This window comes from Candidatus Enterococcus wittei (assembly GCF_002140175.1).
Classification (GTDB): domain Bacteria; phylum Bacillota; class Bacilli; order Lactobacillales; family Enterococcaceae; genus Enterococcus_B; species Enterococcus_B wittei.
This window is the reverse complement of the sequence record NZ_NGMO01000001.1, coordinates 749,009-770,435: the sequence shown is the minus strand read 5'-3', so window position 1 is coordinate 770,435 and position 21,427 is coordinate 749,009. Positions and strand designations below refer to the sequence as shown.

The following is a 21,427-nucleotide window of genomic DNA, read 5'->3' as shown; positions in this document are numbered from 1 at the left end:
AATCTCTTAGATGTATATGCAGGTAAATAGCTAGAAAACTGTCTACAAAGACTTTAGGATACCAAAGAAGCATTAAGACAAGCAGTTGCTTTTTTGGTATACTTAACTGTGAGAATGAAGAAGCAGGTGAAGCAATGAAAATCAATATCAAAAAAAGAGCAAGTACAAAATTTAAAAAAGGCTATCCATTGATTCAGCAAGAAGATCTAGTGCAAGCGAAGATAATCACAACCGATTGGGTGGAATTGGTGGATCCTCAAGGGAATTTTTTGGGGAAAGGCTATTTAGGAAAACAAAATAAAGGGATTGGCTGGATCTTGAGCCAACAGGATGAACCATTTGATCAAGCTTTTTTTGAAAGAAAATTCTTTGGGGCAAAAGAACAACGAACCATTTATTTTTCCGATGAACAAACGACTGCTTTTCGCTTGTTTAATGGAGAAGGTGATGGAATCGGAGGTTTGACGATCGATTATTATGATCGATTTGCTGTTTTTTCTTGGTATAATGAGACACTGTATAAGCACCGTAGATTATTGATTGCTGCGTTTCAAGTAGTTTATCCAGAAGTTCTGGGGATTTATGAAAAGATTCGTTTTGAAACCACACGCCTTCCAGAAAGCCAGCATGTGACTGGTGAAGTAGCAGTCGAACCTTTATTGATCAAAGAAAATGGTGTAACTTATGCGACTTATCTGAATGAAGGGTTAATGACTGGAATCTTTTTAGATCAAAAAGAAGTACGTGGCGCATTGATCGATGGTTTAGCGTTAGGAAAATCTGTTTTGAATATGTTTAGTTATACTGGGGCATTTTCAGTAGCAGCTGCAATGGGTGGGGCATCGACAACTACGAGTGTGGACTTGGCCAAAAGAAGCTTGAAAAAGACTCGGGAACAATTTGAAGTAAATGGTTTATCTACTGAAGACCAACGAATCATCGTGATGGACGTTTTTGAGTATTTCAAATATGCACAAAGAAAGAACTTGAGTTATGATGTGATTGTTCTTGACCCACCAAGTTTTGCTCGGAATAAGAAAAAAGTCTTCCGAGTAGCAAAGAACTATGGCGAGTTAGTGAAAGACAGTTTAGCGATCCTCTCAGATGATGGGATCTTGGTTGCTTCAACAAATGCAGCAAATGTTTCCGTCGACCAATTCCAAGCAATGATTGAAGATGAATTGCTTGCAACTGGCGTAGACTATCAAATTATCGGGGTTTATCGCTTGCCGAATGATTTCCAAACAATCGCTTCTTTCCCAGAAGGTAACTACCTAAAAGTATTTATTTACCAAATTAAAAAATAGGAGGGCGTGAAGGAATTGTTCAAAGTAAAAGGAGTAACGATTGGCTCAGGGCGACCAAAGATTTGTGCACCATTGACAGGCACCACAAGAGAAGCACTTTTACGTGAAGCAATTTTAGCAAGAGAAGCTGGAGCAGACTTGGTCGAATGGCGTATTGATTATTATCAAGAAGTTTTTGATGAAGCAAAAGTGAAAGAAACATTGGTCCTCATTCATGAGATGCTAGAAGGCCTGCCTTTACTTCTGACCTTCAGAACCTTATCTGAAGGTGGTTCACGTGACATCTCGATTCGAGAATACCATGATTTATATAAATATATGATTGATACCGAATTAGTAGACTTGATCGATATGGAATTATTTAAAATCGAAAGTTTGGAAAAAGGGTTGTTAGAAGAAATCCACCAACGAAAAATTCCGTTAGTCATCAGCAATCATGATTTTAAAGAAACTCCAGCAGATCCTGTTTTATTATATCGGTTGAATATGATGGAACATTTTGGCGCAAGTATCGGTAAAATCGCCGTGATGCCTAATAATGAACGGGATGTTCTACGTTTGATGGAGTTGACACGGCGTGCCCATGCATTCGTCTCGATACCGCTAGTGACCATGTCCATGGGTGAGCTTGGGATGGTTTCTAGACTTGCTGGAAATGTGACAGGGTCGGCCATCACATTCGGAGCTTTAGATGTGGATCATACTTCTGCACCAGGACAGTTGCCTGTCAGAGAATTGAGAAATATCCTTAATTTATTACATGAAAATGAAATATGACGAAGGTGAAAGAGTTTGGCAAAAAAGAAACAAGTAAAAACGAATGCGATCCGTATGGTCGAACAAAAAAAGATTGCTTATACAGAATACGAATATGAATGGGACGAAACCCATCTCAGTGCTACGGAAGTCGCTAGTCAATTGCGAGAAAGTGATTCTCCTATTTTCAAAACATTAGTGGCGGTAGGTAATGTGACTGGTCCAATCGTAGCAGTTATTCCTGGGGATAATGAGTTGGATTTGAAAAAATTAGCAAAAGTATCGGGAAATAAAAAAGTAGAGATGCTTCATTTGAAGGACCTTGAAAAAACGACAGGTTATATCCGCGGTGGGTGTTCACCAATCGGCATGAAGAAACAATTTCCGACATTCATTGAAGAAACGGCACAAAACTACCCAGAAATTATTATTTCAGCAGGAAAGCGTGGCTTACAAATAGAGTTAGCGCCTAAAGACATTGCTGAATTGACCCACGCTACATTTGCGGATATTCAAGTGGAAAAAGAAAAGATCTAATCTCAGCAGTAAAACAAATAATCGAAAAATAGTATCTTTTATCCCTGATTGTTAGCTTTGGTGACGAAGCCTATCTTTTTAACCATCCATAAGAAGACAACGTATGATAAAATGATAGAGGATGGACGCGACAGATGCGTTGGGGAATCAATCTGGAAAATGAATTTCTTGATTTCACTTTTTTCTTATAGTATGAAGGTTTTTGAATCCAGTTGAACATCGTTTAGACAAAAAAATCAAGCGGGAGAGTAGATAATGGGTTTGCCATTTTTTATTCTCCTGCTTGATTTTTTACTATTGAGTAACAATTTTTTGACCATCAAACGGCTCTTTAACAAGTCCATTAGATGAATGATGATCTACTATTATACATGGTATATGGCTTTTATATGGTTAATTTTACCATTGACTTTGTAAAGACGCGTGCATGCCAGAGACATGGCCTGTTGCAAACGCAGCAGTGATATTGAATCCTCCAGTATAACCATTGACATCTAACAATTCCCCAGCAAAAAACAAACCTGCAATCAATTTGCTTTCTAAAGTCTTAGGATTGATTTCTTTTAAAGAGACTCCACCACCAGTTACAAACGATTTTTCAATCGGAAAAGTTTTGTTGATTTTTATTTGAAATTCTTTACATAACTCTGCAAATGCTTGGATTTGTTTTTCAGTTGTTTGACTCCCGGTTTGTTCTGTCAGTTCTAATTTTTCAAGATAAAACTGTAATAGACGTTCAGGTAAAATGCCCCGCCAAGCATTGGCTAAAGTTTTCTTGGAATCCTTGCATTTCTCCGTCAATCGTTGGATCAATTCATGCACTGATTCTTCTGGAAAACAGTCAAGAGATACTGTCACTGGGCCTTCATCTTTTTTCAACTCATTATTGACAAAGCTAGAACAACGTAAAGCTGCAGGACCAGAAATACCAAAATGGGTAAATAGTAGATCCATGGTATGTTCAGTGACGACTTTTCCTTTTTTATTCAAGACACTAAGAGAAATATCTTGTAAAGAAAGACCTTGCAATACTTTGTTTTGGATAAATGGTTCTTCCGAGATTAGGGGAGATTCTGTTGCATAAAGGGGTGTAACGGTATGACCTACTTTTTTCACTAGTTTGTACCCATCACCTGTGGAACCAGTGGAAGGATAGGTTCTTCCTCCTGTAGTCAAGACGACACTTTTCGCTCTGAACTCTTCTAATTCTGTACGAACACCATAAATTTGATTTTCATTATGGATCAGTTTTACTACCTGTTCGCCAAAAAACATCGTGACGTCCAGTTCTTTTAAGCGATTGACTAATGCATCAATGATTGTTTTCGATTTATTTGTTACTGGGAACATCCTGCCATGGTCTTCTTCTTTTAGATGAACCCCTTGAGATTCGAAGAAGTTCATGATCGCAAAGTTATCCCATTGGGCAAATGTACTGTATAAAAATTTACCGTTTCCGGGGATATGGGCAATCAAATCGTCAACAGAACGATTGTTAGTGACATTACATCGACCACCGCCTGTCATCAATAGTTTTTTTCCAGCTCTTTTGTTTTTTTCGATCAACAGGACAGTTGCGCCTTGTTCTGCCGCACTGATTGCAGCCATCATACCGCTTGTGCCGGCACCCACAACTATCACGTCATATGTTTTTTCCATATCTTCACCTCACAGAGAGTGTAGCATATTTGAAGGACTTGCGCAGGAAATGTTTTGAGGAAGTGAACAAGATAGGCTAAAATAAGAACAGATGAATAAAGGAGCGTGAACCTATGTCCAATGCAAGAGAATATGTACAATCCATTCAAGAACAACTTCACCGTAAAGATGAAGGACAGACAGAATTTTTACAAGCTGTCGATGAATTTATGCCAACAGTTATTCAATTTTTAGAAAAGCATCCTGAATATATTGAAAAAAATATTTTGGGAATACTTGTTGAACCTGAGCGTATCATCCAGTTTCGTGTGCCTTGGCAAGATGACCAAGGGAATTGGCAAGTCAACCGTGGCTATCGAATCCAATACAATTCAGCTATTGGACCTTATAAAGGCGGGCTAAGATTCCATCCAAGTGTCAATCTAAGTATTCTGAAATTTCTAGCATTTGAACAAATTTTTAAAAACAGTTTGACTGGTTTGCCGATCGGTGGCGGAAAAGGCGGAAGTGATTTTGATCCAAAGGGAAAATCTGATAATGAAATCATGCGTTTCTGCCAAAGCTTTATGCTTGAATTAGCCAAACATATCGGCCCTTCAGTCGATGTCCCAGCTGGAGATATCGGTGTAGGTGCAAGAGAGATTGGGTATCTATTTGGTGAATACAAACGATTGAAACAATACGATGCAGGTGTTCTAACCGGTAAATCCTTAGATTTTTGGGGAAGTAAGATACGAACAGAAGCAACTGGATATGGATTGGTTTATTATGTGAAGCATTTATTGAAAGAAGAGCAAGATACTTTTGAAGGAAAAACGGTCTTCGTTTCAGGTAGTGGGAATGTAGCCATCTATGCTATTGAAAAAGTCCATGAATTAGGTGGGAAAGTCGTTACATGTTCCGATTCAAGTGGCTACATTTATGATCCAGAAGGAATCGATCTAGAACTGTTAAAAGAAATCAAAGAGGTCAAACGTCAACGGTTAACGGAGTATGCAAATAAGCGATCTTCTGCCGAATACCACGCAGGTGAATCCGTTTGGACATTAAAAGAAACGGTCGACATTGCATTACCTTGTGCGACACAAAATGAAATCGATGATTCATTAGCGGACAATCTTGTCAAACATGGTGTGAAGATCGTTGCAGAAGGAGCAAACATGCCTTGTACCTTAGATGCTGTTTCTGTATTTGAAAAAGCAGCAGTGTGGTACTGTCCTGGAAAAGCAGCCAATGCAGGTGGAGTAGCTGTTTCTGCCTTAGAAATGAGTCAAAATGCTCAACGTCTCGTTTGGGAGAGTGAGCAAGTAGATACCCAATTAGATGAAATCATGGCCAATATTTATACTATTTGTCGCCGTACTGCAGCCAGCTTTGGAGATGAAAAAAATCTCTTGCTAGGAGCAAATGTTGCTGGCTTTGAAAAAGTAGCAAAAGTGATGGCTGCACAAGGACTTGTCTAATAAATGAAATTTTCTTGGAAATATTAGAATGATCTCGTTTATTTGCTTGAAAAATTTGTAAAAAAAACGTAAAGTAGAACCTGTAGATTGAAACTTTAAGGAGGAATAAAAATGGCACACATTCATTTTGACTATTCAAAAGTTGCACCATTTGTCAATGAACATGAGTTAGGCTATATGCAAAGCCAAGTAACTACTGCTGATAAATTATTACGTGAAGGTACAGGTGCAGGTAGTGATTTCCGTGGCTGGATCGACCTACCAACGAATTATGACAAAGAAGAATTTGCCCGTATCAAGGAAGCTGCTAAAAAAATCCAATCTGATTCCGAAGTACTTGTCGTAATCGGTATCGGAGGATCTTACCTTGGCGCTCGTGCGGCAATCGAATTCTTACAACATACATTCTATAATGTTTTAGAAAACGATGAACGTAAAGCACCACAAATCTTCTTTGCTGGAAACTCGATCAGCTCAACTTATCTAGCTGACTTGATCGAAGTTATCGGTGACCGTGACTTCTCAGTAAATGTTATCTCAAAATCAGGTACAACCACTGAGCCAGCCATCGCATTCCGTGTATTCAAAGAATTACTTGTTAAGAAATATGGACAAGAAGAAGCAAATAAACGTATCTATGCAACAACAGACAAAGCAAAAGGTGCGGTTAAAGTAGAAGCAGATGCAGAAGGATGGGAAACATTTGTTATTCCTGATGATGTCGGCGGACGTTTCTCTGTATTGACAGCTGTTGGTTTATTGCCAATCGCAGTTAGCGGAGCAGATATCGATGCTTTGATGCAAGGTGCTGCTGATGCAAGTAAAGCATACTCAAGTGACAAATTAGAAGAAAACGAAGCTTATCAATATGCTGCAATGCGTAATATCCTTTACCGTAAAGGAAAAGTGACTGAGCTATTGATCAATTATGAACCAGGCATGCAATATTTCAATGAATGGTGGAAACAATTGTACGGTGAATCAGAAGGAAAAGACCAAAAAGGAATCTATCCTTCAAGTGCAAACTTCTCTACTGACTTGCACTCACTAGGTCAATACATTCAAGAAGGTCGCCGCAACATTTTTGAAACAGTCGTTAAAGTGGAAAAACCACGTAAATCAATTACGATTCCTGAACAAGAACAGGACTTAGATGGACTAGGTTATTTACAAGGCAAAGAAATCGACTTTGTTAACACAAAAGCTTTCGAAGGAACATTACTTGCCCACACAGATGGAGATGTACCGAACTTATTGGTAAAAATCCCTGAAATGGATGCTTACACTCTAGGTTATACTATGTACTTCTTTGAAATTGCTGTCGGCATCTCAGGTTACTTGAATGGGATCAATCCATTTGACCAACCAGGTGTAGAAGCTTATAAGAAAAACATGTTCGCACTTCTAGGCAAACCAGGCTTTGAAGACCTTGCGAAAGAATTGAACGAACGCCTTTAAAATAAGGGTTTTTATTAAGATTTAGAGATAAGGTACTTAAAACAAGTTGGTACCTTATCGTTTTTGGAACTAAAAATAGTGCTATACAAAAAAGACAGTCGCTCAATGACTGTCTTTTTTTGTATAAAATTGTTTAGTTGATTTTTGATTACCATATCTTTTTTATTTAGAGCCATCCTATGGCTCTAAATAAAAAAGTAGTGTTTTCAAGAATCAAAGAGAAGTCCAAGAAGACTATTCTTTTTACAATATCAATAGTGCTTAAAAATTAAGTTAGTTGAAACATTTTTCGCAAGGCGTCAACCCTCTAGATTGTGCTTCTTCTAAAGTTGCTGGTGTATAAGTGCCATTTCCACATTTTCTAACATGATATTTAGCACCAGTTCTTGTAACTAATATTGTCTGTTGGGTATTTTGTTGTTGCGCAGCCTGATTTGCTTGTTCTTGAGCTTGTCTTTGCTGTTCAGCTTGAGCTGCGACTTGTCTTGCTTGTTCCTGAGCAATTTCTTGCTGTCTTTGTTGCTCAGCTATCTGAGCTGCCTCAGTTGCTTTGATAGTGGAATCAACATTAGCTAATCGAGCAGATAAATTTGGATTTCCACCAGGGATAGATTGAATAGCTGATAATGCAGAGTTATAGTTATCCCTTGTTGGATTTGTCTCTGCTTGGACTAAAAGTGTTTCAGCTGTTGAAGTTTTTTGATTAATTTCTTGTAATTTTTTTTCAGCTTCTTCTCTAGTTTTCTGTTCTTCTTGTAATTTTTTTTCAGTTTCTTCTCTAGCTTTTTGTTCTTTTTTTAGGGCTTTTTCAGCTTTGTCTTTTTCTCGACTTTCAGAAGAGGTATCCAAGACAGTTGAACTAGTGGTGGACTTGGTAATACTTGTCTCTGCTTGCTCAGTAACTGGTGGAGCAAGAGCGATACCAATCACCATAATTACAAATGTTGCTAAAATTCCGATGCTAATCTTTTTCTTTGATCGTTTCTTTTTTGAAAAAAAAGAATAAACTAAAAAACCTATCCCAAATAGAAATCCAAAGAACCCAATTAATGTTAAAAAAATACTCATAATTCCTCCTTGTTGATTTAGATCAATAAATTAAATTAAAAATCTATAGGAACTTTCTGGAAGTCCGTATAAATTTGTTAATTCCTCGATTTTTCTAGGATACTGCTCGTTATCTTCTTTATATAGAGAAACGATCAGATTCGCAGCAAAGCAGTTCGCTTCGCTTTCTGATTTACTACGTGACTTTCTTGTAGACACATAGTAGCTTGATAATCCATGATGAAATAGGGCATGCCCAAGTTCGTGTGCGCAGATGTAAAATCGTTCTTCAGATTCTTTTAATGACTCGTTCAAAAGAATGATCGGATAACCCATTAGTTCTTGAAATTGTCCTTTAGGATTTTCAAGAAATGAAACGTATCTAATTTCAATTCCCATCTTTTCGGAAATCAAAAACGGATTAGCCGTTTGGTAGGTTCGTTTGAGGGTACTGACTAGTTTGATCACATCTATCTCCATATGAAATCACATCTCTTTGTCTCGTTTTCTGAATTCCCAGAAAAGGCCGGTCAAGACATCTTTGACACGTTGTTTCTCCTCATCTGTCAACATTTCTCCACCATAAGCCATGTTGACATTTGAATTCAGCATCTTATCCAATTCTACTAAATCCTCGTTGTTTGCCCATTTTGGTACTTGATTGCTACCTAGCAGATAGTCGGTAGATACACCGAAATAATCTGCCACTTTTTTTAGATTTTCAGATTTAGGGGAAACCTTGTCCCATCTTCTGATCTGTCCATTGGAAATGCCTATGGCTCGTTCGATTTCAGCAAATGTTACTTTTTTTTCATCTGCTAGTTCTCTGATACGTGTGACTAATGTCATAAATACCACCTTCCTAAGAAACGAAAAAGAATAAATAGCATAAAAGTCATTATTATTGACAAATAGCTTTTAAGCTATTATAGTTTATTCATCAACTATTTTAAATAGCAGTTAAGCAAATAAATCAGCGATAGATTAAGAAAAATCGATGGTTCGTCCATTCATATTTTTCTTATTCGTTCTGTAAACATAATAGCTTAAAAGCTATCTTGTGTCAAAGAATACGCTGTCTTTCGCTTTTTTGCGATTTTATGTATATGTTTTTCAAATAAAAATCAAAAGGGAGATGAGTCTTTTATTTTTTTAAATTCAATCAATATAGAAGAGAAAGTAGAGGGAGAGCAGATGATTATTGATAATCTTATGTTATTCACCGAGTTTAAAAACTTAATCAATAATGTGTATATCCATGTATTTATGCTTATTCTTGTGGCTGATTTTATTACGGGATTTTGTCGATATCTAGGAAAAAAGAAAATGGACAAAAAAAGGATTTGGAAAGAAACTGTGAAGTATTTATTGGTAATCACACTGGTTTTAGTTGCTTATCCGTATTTGAAAATCACAGGATTTGAGGTAATGGGGATAGCTCTAGTTTTTTCTTATTGTGGCATTTATGGATTGTCAGTTATTGAAAATTTAAGAAAGTTGGGTGTTCCTGTTCCTGAATTTATCAAGAATCGCTTAAAAAGATTAACAGATTACTCGGAAGAACAAGGGAAATGCAAAAAATAAAATAAGCATGGGAGAAGAGTAGTAGAACTGGAATGAAAGACGATAGGTCGACATGAGAAAACAAAAAAGACGTTTTGGCGGCAACTAATAGCCAAACAAAACGTCTTTTTATTCAATATCCAAAGGATCAACTGACATTAGAATGGATCACTCCTTAGTTAGATTCATGCAATGCTTTGATAGCTTGTTCAATGGTGATACCAAATGCCACGTGTTCTTCGTTACTTGCATCAATTGCAATAAAACGATTTGTCGCAGTATTAAATGCAACACGATAATCCATATTTGTTTTTGTAAATGTCATCTTTTATTCTCCTTTCATTTGAAAAATCAGCACTCATGAAAACTTCCATGAAACTCTCGAGTACATCTTTAGTTTAGCACCGCAGCATTGTTTTTACAATTTAACTGCTTTTAGAATTACTGGATTAAGAGGTTTTGTCCTTAAATCAAGGCTAATTTAGTCAGTAGGATGAAGAATCTTTCTTTATTGGAGCAAATAGGGTTGTCTAGCCAGTGAAGCTTAGATAGCATAAAACAAACAAGTTAGAATTTATTTACCGACTGTTAACCAATCGTAATAAGCGTTCAAGTGAAAATAAGTTATTTTTTAAATGGATCAAGTTAGAGAAAACACATTTTTTGAGAAATTGAATAAACTTCTCTATAATGAAAAAAGAAGGGGGCGAATCACTATGCAAAAAAGAAGAGGTTCAAGTAAATTGGGAATTATTTTAGCAGTAGTTTCTGCCATCCCAGCAATTTTATCAGTCGTTCGAGCTGTTAAGGAATCAAAAGAGTCCAAAGAAAGATAAGTAAAATGTTTATTAGAAACGTGCTTCCTCTTGTTTTTTCAACAAGAGGAAGCGCGTTTTTAAAATTACCCAACACCTAATACAAAATTAAGTAATTTGTCAGAGTAAGTGATCTCTTCATCCGTTTCTTTGACCGTTTCATTCAAAATTTTCATATCGTCTGTAATGATGCCATCAACACCATAGAACATCATTCGACTCATCCCGTCAGAATCATTGAGCGTCCAAACATACACTTTTTTGCCATCTTCGTGGGCGGAGTTAATAAAGTTTCGATTGATGGTACTGTATTCCATTGTCAGAAAATCAGCGGGGGACACAGGTGGACCAACAATATTAAAGGGTAAAATATAACCTACATAAAAATTGGGGTTTTCTTGTTTCAAGTCAGAGACTGTTTGATAGGTCAAACTTTGCAATATATGTCCGTGCTCTAAAATCTGTTCTTGGTATTGTGCGACAAAGCGTTTAACTAAATCCGGTGAATCTTTTTTCGTTGTTTTGATTTCAATTAAAAGCTTTTGCTTTAATTCTGCGGCTTTTGCCAAGTAAGTATCAAAGGAGACAACTGGCTCTTTTACACTATTTTCAGTCACTTTTAGTTTTTCTAGTTCTTTCAATGTAAGATCTTGTGGAGCTTTATTGACGCCTGTTAAGTTTCTTAAATTGAAATCGTGCATAACGACAAATTGACCATCTTTTGTTTCTTGGATATCCATCTCTACATAATCAGGGTGATAATCACGACTCGTTTTCTCCAAGGCTTTTAAGGTGTTTTGGGCACCATTACTGGCACTTACTCCCCGATGAGAAATAGTAATAGGTCTTGTTTGTGAGGCAGAAGTCAAATAATCCATATTGTATAGACAAACGCCAACACCGAAAAAGACAGCAAATAGAATCAAACCAGTGTTTTTTAAAGCTGAGTGTCGCTTGATCAATTTTTGTGGTGAATACCAACTTGGAATCTCAGGTAAAAAGCCTTCATCATCCATAAAGTCAATGATGATATAAAAGATCCCTACAGTGGACATCACGATGTTGAACAATAATACACCTTGTAATAAAGTCATTGCGAAAACCGCACTGATTAATGAATATTCTGGGAAAAATTGTTCTACAATCGATTGACTGGCGATAATCCCTAAATAACCTCCAAAAGAGAGAATCAAGATACTTCCACCAATAATGATGAATTGTCCGATAATGGCAAAAATCCGTGATTTTGTTAAACGCCAACTTTCACGAACCGATTCTCGAAAAGGGCGGTCTCTCAGAATCATTTCCGGAAGTGCAAAAATCAAACGGATCCCGATATAACCAAGAAATAGATAGAACACAACAAAAGAGCTAACAATGATCCAACGATTGGTAAAAATAAAGTCCATGATAAAAGCAGGAATTTTGATTTTTGATAATAAGTCGGAGTTAAAACTTAAGCCACTAATTGGTAAAATCAGGAAAAAATAAGCTAAGAAAAACAAAAAAGTCAAAGGTCGAACTTTTTTCAACTGCTGGATCGTCATTTGCAGTAATTGTCTCAATGAGACTGGTTCTTCTTTTTTGATAAAATAAACACTCATCAAAAGAAAGGTAAACTCAAAATAGACCAAAAACAGAATCAACAATAAAACGACAAGTAGTGAAAAAAGTACCCCAGGGTGTTGAGAGATAATCGTTAAGAGATTATCGGTAGAAATATAATCGATGGCACCACGATGCAAAATAAAACGTGTCGTACTGTTCAAAAATGGCAGACAGATAAACAAAATAAAGCCGTGCATTAACAGTACATCACGAAAGTAAGCTTGCGTACCCATCAGGAAATCCCAAGTATTTCCTATACTGCGTTTTAAATAATTTATCATATTATCACCTACTTTTTTACATTATAGCGCATGGGAACAGAAAAAAGAGCACTGCGGTTGATTTTCCTTGCAGTACTCTTTGTTTTTCTTTTAAGAAAATCATTAGCCTAAAAGACCAGTGAGGTAATGGCCACCGTAAATCAGTGCCATACTATACAAGAAGATGGAAAGCGGTTTGGCAATCAAGATGATCAACGTAAATCTTTTTATAGAAATATTTGTTAAACCTGCCATCAAACATAAGGCGTCATCTGGTGCAACAGGCAAGAAAATCGCTAAAGCAAACATCTTTTCAAAACGACTTTGATTATCAAGCCAGCCAATGTATTTGTCGTAGGTCTTATCACTGATCATAGACAAGATAAATGGTTTGCCATATTTCCGACCTAATAGAAAGATAATGACCGAACCAATACAGATTCCGACATAATTGTAGATAAAACCAGCATAAGGACCAAAAATCAATACACCAGCAGCGGTACTGATCCCGCCTGGAATGATTGGAATGACGACTTGCAATATTTGAATGAAGATAAAAATGATCGGTCCTAAAATAATGGAATCACCAACTAATCCTCTTAATGCATCTAAGTCTTTAAAAACACCTAGATTAATAAAATAAACAGTGATGGCGATAGAAAATCCTAAGCCGATGATTGAAATGATATTCATTAATCTACGGGATACTGCAACATTCATTCTTTGTTCACTCCTTCGAGACGTTCATTTTATAGCTATACTTTACATGATAGATGAGCACTTGTGCCATTTTTTTTTGTGAGATTCGTCAAACAAAATTGTAAGTTCAAACCAAGTATAGAGGATTCTTTTTTTAAAAGCATCCTACTAAAGACTTATTTAAACAAATTTTTTAGTCTTATTGCTCTGTTTTTTTAGATACGGCGAAAAAGTTTGATGTTTAGGACGGGCTGATCATACATGATTTCGACATCGTCAATCATGTTTCCGATTAATCGATAAATTTCTTCACCATGTGAAGGTAAGCCTAATAGTTCTTGATAGTAGATTTCCATGCTTGGATCTCGAGGGGTGTTTAGAAAATCCGCCAACATTGCTAAATTAGTTGGAGGAACATCAGTGATTCCTTGAAATTCCATATATAAGCCTTCTTCTGTATATTCTAACCCAATTCGGATTTCCAAGATATCATAGGCATAAAAATAAGAAAGGATTTCATCAATGATCCTTTTTGATAATTCTTTTTCCAAATGTATTCTTTTCCTTTCTATTCAACGTGAAATTTTCTAGGATTGGTACAAGCACGCCTGCAATGAAGCCTGTTGAAAATCCACTATTATATAAGTTTAAACCTCCATGTAGCGTGTTGACATTATGGACTAATGCAATATGTAGAAACCCTGCAATCACACCATATAAACTGCCATAAAAACCACTGATCGGGCCAAGACCAGTACCAAATATAGCTGCTACTAGCATTGTCGTGTGATTTAATTCGTAAAATGTTCCAAGAAGAGAAGCCAAATAAATCCCGACTAATATTGGAAAAGAGTTTCGGACATGACTACCAAAGGCACTAAACCCAGCAACTGAAACGATAGCACCAACGATTGGACCATTCAACGTGCCTCCAACAAACAAGACGTAAGAGGAGAGTAATAATCCAACCATTCCCATATTCATCAGTGTAGCACCAATGCCCGAAGTCGCAATGAAATCGGTCGTCAGTTTACCAGAAGCTTTATAAATTTCTTTAAGACCAACGAACTTGGATGCATTAAAGAAAAAGCCACAAAAGGCGGTTAAAATAAAAAATATGAAAATCATCCAAGTCAATCGATGATGGTAGTCTGTTGAAATGATCGAACGAACTTCGATCGAATAACTAAATAAGCGTAACGTCCCAGTGATGATCATCGCGATCAAACCTGAAGTGAACCCTATATTATATAAAGTGAATCCTCGATGAAAAGTTAATGTTTGAACAGCTAAAATAGGAAGTAAAAAGCCAATAAGAATCCCAGCTAAATTTCCTAGAAACACACCAAAAGCAAGAGATAGTCCCATTCCAAAAGTAATGTAACTGACTACAGGAGATAATGCACTGCCAAAAAGTCCAACCATGATATATTGAGAAAACGGTTTGTGTGTATAACGTGCATATAAGTATACGCCAATAATAATTGAAATCGAGTTGTATAGATTTTTCCCAAAAAAGGAGAAACCAGCGACAGTTAAGATTGAAGCAAACAAAGCTCCGTTTAAAATAACTTTCTGACGATAAGCCAGTAACACGGCGGATAAAGTCAATAAGCCAACATTAATGCAAGCACTGCCAAATCCTGCTAAGGCTAAGTAGTCTGTCAATAAGTTGCTTGGGGAGGTCATGATGGTGTAAAGACCGCGGATATTATTGGTGAATGTATCTGTTGATAACCCAATGATAAGAAAAAACATTCCAGTAAAAATAAGGAAAAAATAGTTCTTTCGTTGATTGATTGTTCTTTTTTGGGGATGAATATAAATAACGTCATTTTTTCTCTTCATTACACACCTTCTTTTTCAATTTATTTAACTATAACGTGAATGAAAACTGTAGGTCAACTCCATTTCAGCATAAAACCAAAAAATGTAAGGGTAATCAAATTATAAAGATAAAAATTCGAAATATTTTTGAAGTAATAAAAACAACATATTATTTTTTTAAAATATAACAATTTAAGTATATTATTTGCAAAAACAGGTAGAAATCGGTTAAAATAAAACAACATATAATGTAGTAAAGTGGGGGAGTTTATTATGAGAAGAAAAGTCTATACGAAGGATCAAATTCTTAAAGCTGCTTATGAAGTTGTTGCAAAAGAAGGATTCAAAGGGTTCACTGCTCGAAATATTGCAAAAAAGATGGGGATATCTACTCAGCCGATTTACTTAGAATTTAAAAATATGGAAGATCTGAAGAATACATTATTGGATCTGATTTTCCAACAATTGGAAGAAGATGTTTTTCCAGTTGAACGCACGGGTGATAAAATTATTGATTTAGGTCTAAATTATATTTACTTTGCGAAGAAAAATCATAGCCTATACATGGCTCTTTATATTGATGAACATGGCAACGGACAAAAAATACATGATTTCTCTTATAATTATTTCCGGAATATCGTCAAGCAAGATGAACGATACAAAGATTTATCCGATGAGTATATCGATGCTTTGCATACAGGAACTTGGGTAACGATTACAGGAATTGCTTCACTGATGTCATCAAGTATTATGCATCCAACAGAAGAACAAATCATCTCGATTATCCAACAAACAATTGAATCTATTTTAAAAATTGAAAATCCTGAAAAAATTCGTTAATCAAAAAACTTCTTTCTTTTCTAAAGAGTAATCTTCAGAAGAAAGAAGTTTTTTTGATTTGGATTTGATAACGTGGCAGTCTTCTTATTCAAATGTAAAATAAGTGAAGGAATAAAGGAAGCTTATTAACATTCTATTGGCTTATTGGAAAAATAGGAATCATGAGCCTATTCGTTTGAATAGATGTTCAGGATATAGAATTTTTTTTTACTGAAGAATTGAAATAGTCTTGACTTTTTAAGAGAAAAGTTTAAAAATAGTACTCATGGAAGGTTGGCAGAGTGGTAATGCACCGGACTCGAAATCCGGCGAGCCGCAGTAATGTGGTGCACGGGTTCAAGTCCCGTACCTTCCTTTATAGCCACAACAGACACGACTTTAGTCGTGTCTGTTGTATTTTTTAGCCTAAAATATTTTTTGACTCTCCTTTTGACTTCCCTGAGTATTATCCTTCATAAAAGCTATAAAATCATTTATGACTTTTTTTTTTTGAGTTTCACTTACATAAGTGTAAATACTTGAAGTGTTTTGAATAACTACATTCCCTAAACATCTTTTAGAAAGGCTCCTGATTCGAAAAGGAGATAGGCATGATTATGTCGAAAACCGTGAGGCGTAATCCTTTTAGTTGGTTCTGGATGATGTTCATATGATATTAATCCAAGAATGTGAAATTGTAGGGTTATATAACAAACTATCATGATGGAAAATCCCATTATCATTTTGAATAAAAACAACATTTCTATTTTTTAAATAATCCTTTTTCAATAAACTAATGATAACGTTGTGTAGATAGTTTTTTCTTTTACCAGACTTCGATTTAGGATTATTTACGATTAACCTATCTTGATACCCTCTTGTAACAGTTTTATTAATATTGAGCGATCAATATCAGATCACTGTAAAGCAAAAGCTTCTCCTTTTCTTATGCCTGTAAAGGCTAAAAGAGAGAAGAATAAATATCTTTCATCATTTCTTATCACTTCTAAAAGTTCAATTAATTCTTTTTTGATATAAAACTCGTTTTTTATATCTTCAATGATTAGAGCTTCACCGCGTGGAACAGAAACTAATTTCATAGGATTTGCAAGTTATGATTTGTAAAGAAGTAGAATAATCAAAAACACTAGATATGTAATTTTTGCTTTTCTTGAAAATTTCAGAGTGACTATCAGACCATGTAGTTACTGCATCTTGACAGAAAAAAACGTCTATTTCATTAATAAATTTAGCTCTAAATATTTTCAGAATATGAGTATCAAAAATTTATTTAATGGAGGATCAAATACTGTCTTTAATGGTCTTTTTGTAGTTTTCAAAACAGAGATTGTAAATATATTCAAATTTTTTACTCTTTTGTGTTATAGAAACTTCTAATATCTTTTCTAACCTTTTTAAAGCTCTCGCAAAGGCTAATGGAGTGCTATAACCTGTCTCTTATACACATCTAGATGTGTATAAGAGACAGGGCTAATGGAGTGCTAGAACCATGTCGAGTTGTCTTTCTTTTTTCCTGTTAGTGGATCAACTCCTAAATACATACTAAACTGATATTTTTTTCATCTTTTTTTAATACTTTTTAGTTGTTTAAATGTTTACACAGGTATCCATGGTCGTTTGGATATCAGAATGACCTAAACGAGCTTTTACCTTTTCATCGTTTTTAATCATTTTCATTCTATAAAATAGCCAACTTTAATGAGCATATATAGAAATTTGAGATTAAGCTCTCGGTTCATGAGAGAAAGATGAGTGTTTAACATAGCTTTTAGACGATATTTGGTTAAGGTAAACTAGATTCTGTTCGAATAATGCTGTTGCTAACTTAATCCTTAACGATCCTTTTATCACTTTCGGATCTATGTTTGATAACTGTTCGAGTGTTACTTCTGCTGCTTTTCGATTCGGGCTAGGAAGATTTTCCATTCGGTTTGCTAATGTCGGAAGTTGTTTAGATTCAAAGTGGAATGGTTCTTGTTTAGCCTCGTTTAATAAAACATGATTGATCGATTTTTCGCCATAGGCTATCGCTTGAGACAATTCTTGTAGTAATACCTGAATTCCAGATTCCATTTCAGCGTTCGTCCATTTCGTTAATAGTTTCATCGATTCTTCTAACACCTGAATTTCAGATTCCTCTAATTTAATATTTTGCTGTACTGAATTATTGTGTGAATGAACACTTTGTTTTGATGCCAGACGCCTTTTAAGAAGTGGACCGCTCTTGCTCAAATCCCCATTTAACGCCATTAGTTTAAATCTCCTGGCTTTAATTTGAAGAGAAATGATAGGTGATTTGTCAGTTGCTATTGCTTGATTTAATCTTGGATTATCTAGCGTATTCTTAATTTTCTCATTAGCTTGTTGTATTTTTTTATGTAAGCTCCGCTTTTGCAGTTTTTTGTTTGATAATAGTTGTCCTAGTCCATCTTCTGTATTCTTTGAAACAGCGTGTTCCATTATTAATCTCTCCAATCTATGTATATATATTTATGATTGATAGGTTGTTCATCACAGGCTATCGTTTGATTCAATTTTTGCTAACGCCTGTTTTTTAGATTTTCCTAATTTAATTTGAACTCTAGATGTTTGTTCATTTACATTCTTCTTCGTGAATAACTTTCTTAGCCATACAAAAATCACTCCATTTTAATTTCTCCTATCGATATTTATGTAATCAGTATACGTAATAAAGTGAAAGATTTGAGGCTAGTTTTTCACAAATTAGAAACAATAGTTTGCTGTACGAAATGAACCTCTCTCAACTGCGATAGGTTGGGTGAGGCAAGATATATTAATTTAATCTCTATATTGTATGATGAAGAAAAGTATCCTTCACATGATCTTATCGCTTATGGTTCGTTTATAGCCACATGAGACACGGTTTCAGTCGTGTCTTTTTTGGTTTTCAATGGATAATTGAAACTCACTCCATTTTCATTAGGTCTTACTTAATTCCTAGATAAGATAAAACAAATATTTTTTTTGTGGCTTCAAGGTCTGCTGATTGTAACTAGGCAGTGTTGTTGCAACTTTGAACAATTAATTGAATGACCGAAAGAATCAATAGTTAGAATAGATTCATATTTTTCCGTATTGTGAGAAGATTTGGTTTTATGAATAGTTCAACAGTGGGCGGTGGGGAAATGATTTAAAAAAATTTCTGTCATATAGAAAATAGTGGTTTTTCAAATTTTATAAACTTTGAAAAATCTGTATCATAATACTTGCTCCAGCTATTTTTCGTCCGTTAATCTTTCTGATGTTCAACAATGGATTTTTAATGAAAAACAAATTTAAAAAAACTAGGGATTATTTCTGAATTAAAACTTCAGCATTAATTGATAGCTAATACAGCAGCTTTTTTAGATAGGTAGTTCTAAAAAACATGCATTTGATTTAGTAAAGTATTGTTTTACTGAATAACGAAAAATATTTTTCAACTATGAGAGAATCCAGTAGCTTACTTGAAAAAAACATGGTAAATTAAGTAGTGAAACTTCTTTTCAAATGAAAAGGAATGGAATTTTCAATATATGTTTTCATGTGACAAAAATGTAAGAGGGAAATTAGTCGTTCTTGACATTTTCATATGATAAGATTCATGTGGTAGCCAATGAGAAAAGTAATTTTAGTAGGATGTGAAAATTGATGTGTGGTATCGTAGGATTTGTTAATCATAAAGACAATAAAAAAGCAATAGTTAACGCAATGATGGATCGAATTATTCACCGTGGACCTAACAGTTCAGGGGAGTACATTGATCAGCAAGTTGCTTTGGGATTTAGACGTTTGAGTATCATTGATTTAGAGGGTGGAACACAACCTATCTATAATGAAGATCGTACAAAAATCATTATTTTCAACGGAGAGATCTATAATTATCAACCGTTAAGAGAAACGTTGATCAAAGCTGGACATGTTTTTCAAACCCATGCAGATACAGAAGTTTTGTTACATGGCTATGAAGAATGGGGAACTGACTTATTACAAAAAATTCGTGGGATGTTTGCTTTTGCCATTTGGGATAATGAAAAAAATGAATTATTCGGAGCAAGAGATCATTTTGGGATCAAACCTTATTACTATGCTGAAATGAATGGCACCTTTATGTTTGGTTCTGAGATCAAAAGTTTTTTACCACACCCAGATTTTAATAAAGAGTTGAACAAAGAAGCTTTAAAACCGTATATGACCTTTCAATATTCTCCTTTAAATGGCGAAACCTTTTTTAAAGGAGTGCATCGTTTACCAGAAGGACACTATTTCACTTATAAAGATGGTCAATTAGATATCCAACAGTACTGGGATGCAGACTTCGAAACAAAAGGAGAACACTCACGTCAAGAATGGATCGACCAAATCGATCAAACTGTGACAGATTCAATTAAAGCTCATACTATCAGTGATGTGGAAGTTGGGTCATTTTTATCCAGTGGGGTGGACTCTAGTTATGTCACTTCTGTTTTAAAACCCGACCACTCTTTTTCAATCGGTTTTGATGACAAAACCTATAATGAAGCAATCGAAGCAAGAAAATTAACAGAAATGCTTGATTTGGATAACACAGCAGCAGTAATCGATGGCGATATGTCCTTCAAGGCCTTCCCATTGATCCAGTACCATTTGGATGAACCGGATTCTAATCCGTCTTGTGTTCCACTATACTTTTTAGCGAACTTAGCTTCACAAAGTGTTCGTGTCGTTCAATCAGGTGAAGGGGCAGATGAATTATTTGCTGGTTATCAAACGTATGGTTTCCACACGAATTCCAAATTTATTCGTGTCATTGCCCAAGGGTTGAAAAAATTACCAAAAGGCACAAGATATAATCTCGGACGAAAAATTGGTAAAATGAAAAACTTCCATGGGCGCATCCATTTGTATGAATCTTTAGCACCGGCTAAAGAATATTTCATTGGTCATGCTCGTGTATTTGAAGAAACAGAAGCTGAAACATTCTTAACGAAAGAGTTCCAAAATGCACCCTCTGTCAGTGAAATCATGACAGAACATTATGCAAATACAGAAAAAATCGAAGATGAAATAAACAAAATGCAATATGTCGATCTTCACCAATGGATGCCAAAAGATATTCTATTAAAAGCTGACAAACTATCTATGGCTAGTTCTTTAGAAGTACGGGTGCCTTTGTTAGATATCGAAGTCATGAAATTGGCACAACAAATTCCAAGTAAATTTCTTTTAAATCAAAACAATACAAAAGATGTCTTTAGACAAGCGGCAAAAAAACATTTGCCAGAAGAATGGTCGAATCGTGTGAAGTTAGGTTTCCCTGTGCCGATCAAAGCATGGTTAAAAGAAGAGCATGGCTATCAACAAGTGAAGGCGTTATTTGAAGCTGATTTTGCAAAAGAATTCTTTGATCAAGAAAAAATCATGCAATTATTAAATGACCATCATGAAGGAAGAAGAGAAGAACAACGGAAAATCTGGACGATCTTTAGCTTCTTGACTTGGTATAAAGTCTACTTCATTGATGAAACGATCCCTCAAGCAGAAGCGATCGATTATGTAACGGTCTGATTCTAGAAAAAACAAGTTGTACTAAAAAAATTTAAAAAATA

The 21,427-nt window shown here is 35.3% G+C and carries 19 protein-coding genes and 1 tRNA gene; 9 read left to right on the top strand and 11 right to left on the bottom strand.

Annotated elements, in window-relative coordinates; all coding sequences use genetic code 11:
- Window positions 1-134 precede the first annotated feature (134 nt).
- From A5844_RS03010 to ybaK, 3 genes are read left to right on the top strand one after another with little or no spacing between them, the layout of a single operon-like run.
- Window positions 135-1,307 (top strand): class I SAM-dependent rRNA methyltransferase, encoded by a 1,173-nt coding sequence (locus tag A5844_RS03010; RefSeq protein ID WP_086283786.1) that lies wholly within the window; start codon window positions 135-137, stop codon window positions 1,305-1,307.
- A 15-nt stretch (window positions 1,308-1,322) separates the two neighbouring features.
- A complete protein-coding gene (gene aroD / locus A5844_RS03005) occupies window positions 1,323-2,084 on the top strand; it encodes a type I 3-dehydroquinate dehydratase (protein ID WP_086283784.1) in 762 nt (253 codons plus the stop codon).
- 15 nt (window positions 2,085-2,099) lie between these two features.
- Window positions 2,100-2,600 (top strand): Cys-tRNA(Pro) deacylase, encoded by a 501-nt coding sequence (gene ybaK / locus A5844_RS03000; RefSeq protein WP_086283782.1) that lies wholly within the window; start codon window positions 2,100-2,102, stop codon window positions 2,598-2,600.
- A 399-nt stretch (window positions 2,601-2,999) separates the two neighbouring features.
- Here ybaK and A5844_RS02995 read toward each other — a convergent pair whose 3' ends face one another.
- On the bottom strand, window positions 3,000-4,259 hold the full coding sequence (locus tag A5844_RS02995) for a BaiN/RdsA family NAD(P)/FAD-dependent oxidoreductase (protein WP_086283780.1): 1,260 nt from the start codon (window positions 4,257-4,259) through the stop codon (window positions 3,000-3,002).
- Between the two features lie 113 nt (window positions 4,260-4,372).
- Here A5844_RS02995 and gdhA point away from each other — a divergent pair, with 113 nt between their 5' ends.
- Window positions 4,373-5,722: an NADP-specific glutamate dehydrogenase gene (gene gdhA / locus A5844_RS02990; RefSeq protein WP_086283778.1), complete on the top strand. Its 1,350-nt coding sequence runs from the start codon at window positions 4,373-4,375 to the stop codon at window positions 5,720-5,722.
- 111 nt (window positions 5,723-5,833) lie between these two features.
- On the top strand, window positions 5,834-7,180 hold the full coding sequence (locus A5844_RS02985) for a glucose-6-phosphate isomerase (RefSeq protein WP_086283776.1): 1,347 nt from the start codon (window positions 5,834-5,836) through the stop codon (window positions 7,178-7,180).
- A gap of 273 nt (window positions 7,181-7,453) precedes the next feature.
- Here the strand turns inward: A5844_RS02985 and A5844_RS02980 are convergent, their stop codons facing one another.
- Genes A5844_RS02980 through A5844_RS02970 form a run of 3 tightly spaced genes read right to left on the bottom strand, consistent with a single transcriptional unit; the run spans window position 7,454 to window position 9,076 of the window.
- On the bottom strand, window positions 7,454-8,248 hold the full coding sequence (locus A5844_RS02980; protein ID WP_086283774.1) for a hypothetical protein: 795 nt from the start codon (window positions 8,246-8,248) through the stop codon (window positions 7,454-7,456).
- A 30-nt stretch (window positions 8,249-8,278) separates the two neighbouring features.
- Window positions 8,279-8,707: an ImmA/IrrE family metallo-endopeptidase gene (locus tag A5844_RS02975; protein ID WP_086283772.1), complete on the bottom strand. Its 429-nt coding sequence runs from the start codon at window positions 8,705-8,707 to the stop codon at window positions 8,279-8,281.
- Between the two features lie 6 nt (window positions 8,708-8,713).
- On the bottom strand, window positions 8,714-9,076 hold the full coding sequence (locus A5844_RS02970) for a helix-turn-helix domain-containing protein (protein WP_086283770.1): 363 nt from the start codon (window positions 9,074-9,076) through the stop codon (window positions 8,714-8,716).
- 345 nt (window positions 9,077-9,421) lie between these two features.
- On the opposite strand from A5844_RS02970, the gene A5844_RS02965 reads away from it, so the two are divergent.
- Window positions 9,422-9,811, top strand: a complete 390-nt coding sequence (locus A5844_RS02965) for a phage holin family protein (RefSeq protein ID WP_086283768.1) — start codon at window positions 9,422-9,424, stop codon at window positions 9,809-9,811.
- 154 nt (window positions 9,812-9,965) lie between these two features.
- Here the strand turns inward: A5844_RS02965 and A5844_RS14125 are convergent, their stop codons facing one another.
- From A5844_RS14125 to A5844_RS02940, 5 genes are all read right to left on the bottom strand, one after another.
- Window positions 9,966-10,115, bottom strand: coding sequence for a hypothetical protein (locus A5844_RS14125; protein WP_086283766.1), 150 nt, complete (start codon window positions 10,113-10,115; stop codon window positions 9,966-9,968).
- 576 nt (window positions 10,116-10,691) lie between these two features.
- Window positions 10,692-12,491, bottom strand: coding sequence for a glycerophosphoryl diester phosphodiesterase membrane domain-containing protein (locus A5844_RS02955; RefSeq protein ID WP_179190541.1), 1,800 nt, complete (start codon window positions 12,489-12,491; stop codon window positions 10,692-10,694).
- Window positions 12,492-12,596: 105 nt separating this feature from the next.
- On the bottom strand, window positions 12,597-13,193 hold the full coding sequence (locus A5844_RS02950; protein ID WP_086283762.1) for a TVP38/TMEM64 family protein: 597 nt from the start codon (window positions 13,191-13,193) through the stop codon (window positions 12,597-12,599).
- A 194-nt stretch (window positions 13,194-13,387) separates the two neighbouring features.
- Window positions 13,388-13,723 (bottom strand): hypothetical protein, encoded by a 336-nt coding sequence (locus A5844_RS02945; protein ID WP_179190526.1) that lies wholly within the window; start codon window positions 13,721-13,723, stop codon window positions 13,388-13,390.
- A complete protein-coding gene (locus A5844_RS02940; RefSeq protein ID WP_086283758.1) occupies window positions 13,692-15,020 on the bottom strand; it encodes a DUF1576 domain-containing protein in 1,329 nt (442 codons plus the stop codon). The genes A5844_RS02945 and A5844_RS02940 overlap by 32 nt, the downstream gene beginning before the upstream one ends.
- 252 nt (window positions 15,021-15,272) lie before the next feature.
- Here A5844_RS02940 and A5844_RS02935 point away from each other — a divergent pair, with 252 nt between their 5' ends.
- Both A5844_RS02935 and A5844_RS02930 read left to right on the top strand, forming a co-directional pair.
- Window positions 15,273-15,839 (top strand): TetR/AcrR family transcriptional regulator, encoded by a 567-nt coding sequence (locus tag A5844_RS02935; protein ID WP_086283756.1) that lies wholly within the window; start codon window positions 15,273-15,275, stop codon window positions 15,837-15,839.
- A gap of 267 nt (window positions 15,840-16,106) precedes the next feature.
- Window positions 16,107-16,194, top strand: a tRNA-Ser gene (locus tag A5844_RS02930).
- A gap of 541 nt (window positions 16,195-16,735) precedes the next feature.
- On the opposite strand, the gene A5844_RS14505 is transcribed toward A5844_RS02930, so the two are convergent.
- Both A5844_RS14505 and A5844_RS02920 read right to left on the bottom strand, forming a co-directional pair.
- Complete coding sequence (locus A5844_RS14505; protein WP_244610824.1) at window positions 16,736-16,918, bottom strand: site-specific integrase; 183 nt, start codon at window positions 16,916-16,918, stop codon at window positions 16,736-16,738.
- A 643-nt stretch (window positions 16,919-17,561) separates the two neighbouring features.
- Window positions 17,562-18,299, bottom strand: a complete 738-nt coding sequence (locus tag A5844_RS02920; protein WP_086283754.1) for a hypothetical protein — start codon at window positions 18,297-18,299, stop codon at window positions 17,562-17,564.
- A gap of 1,191 nt (window positions 18,300-19,490) precedes the next feature.
- Between A5844_RS02920 and asnB the strand changes: the two genes are divergently transcribed.
- On the top strand, window positions 19,491-21,386 hold the full coding sequence (gene asnB / locus A5844_RS02915) for an asparagine synthase (glutamine-hydrolyzing) (protein WP_086283752.1): 1,896 nt from the start codon (window positions 19,491-19,493) through the stop codon (window positions 21,384-21,386).
- Window positions 21,387-21,427: the final 41 nt, after the last annotated feature.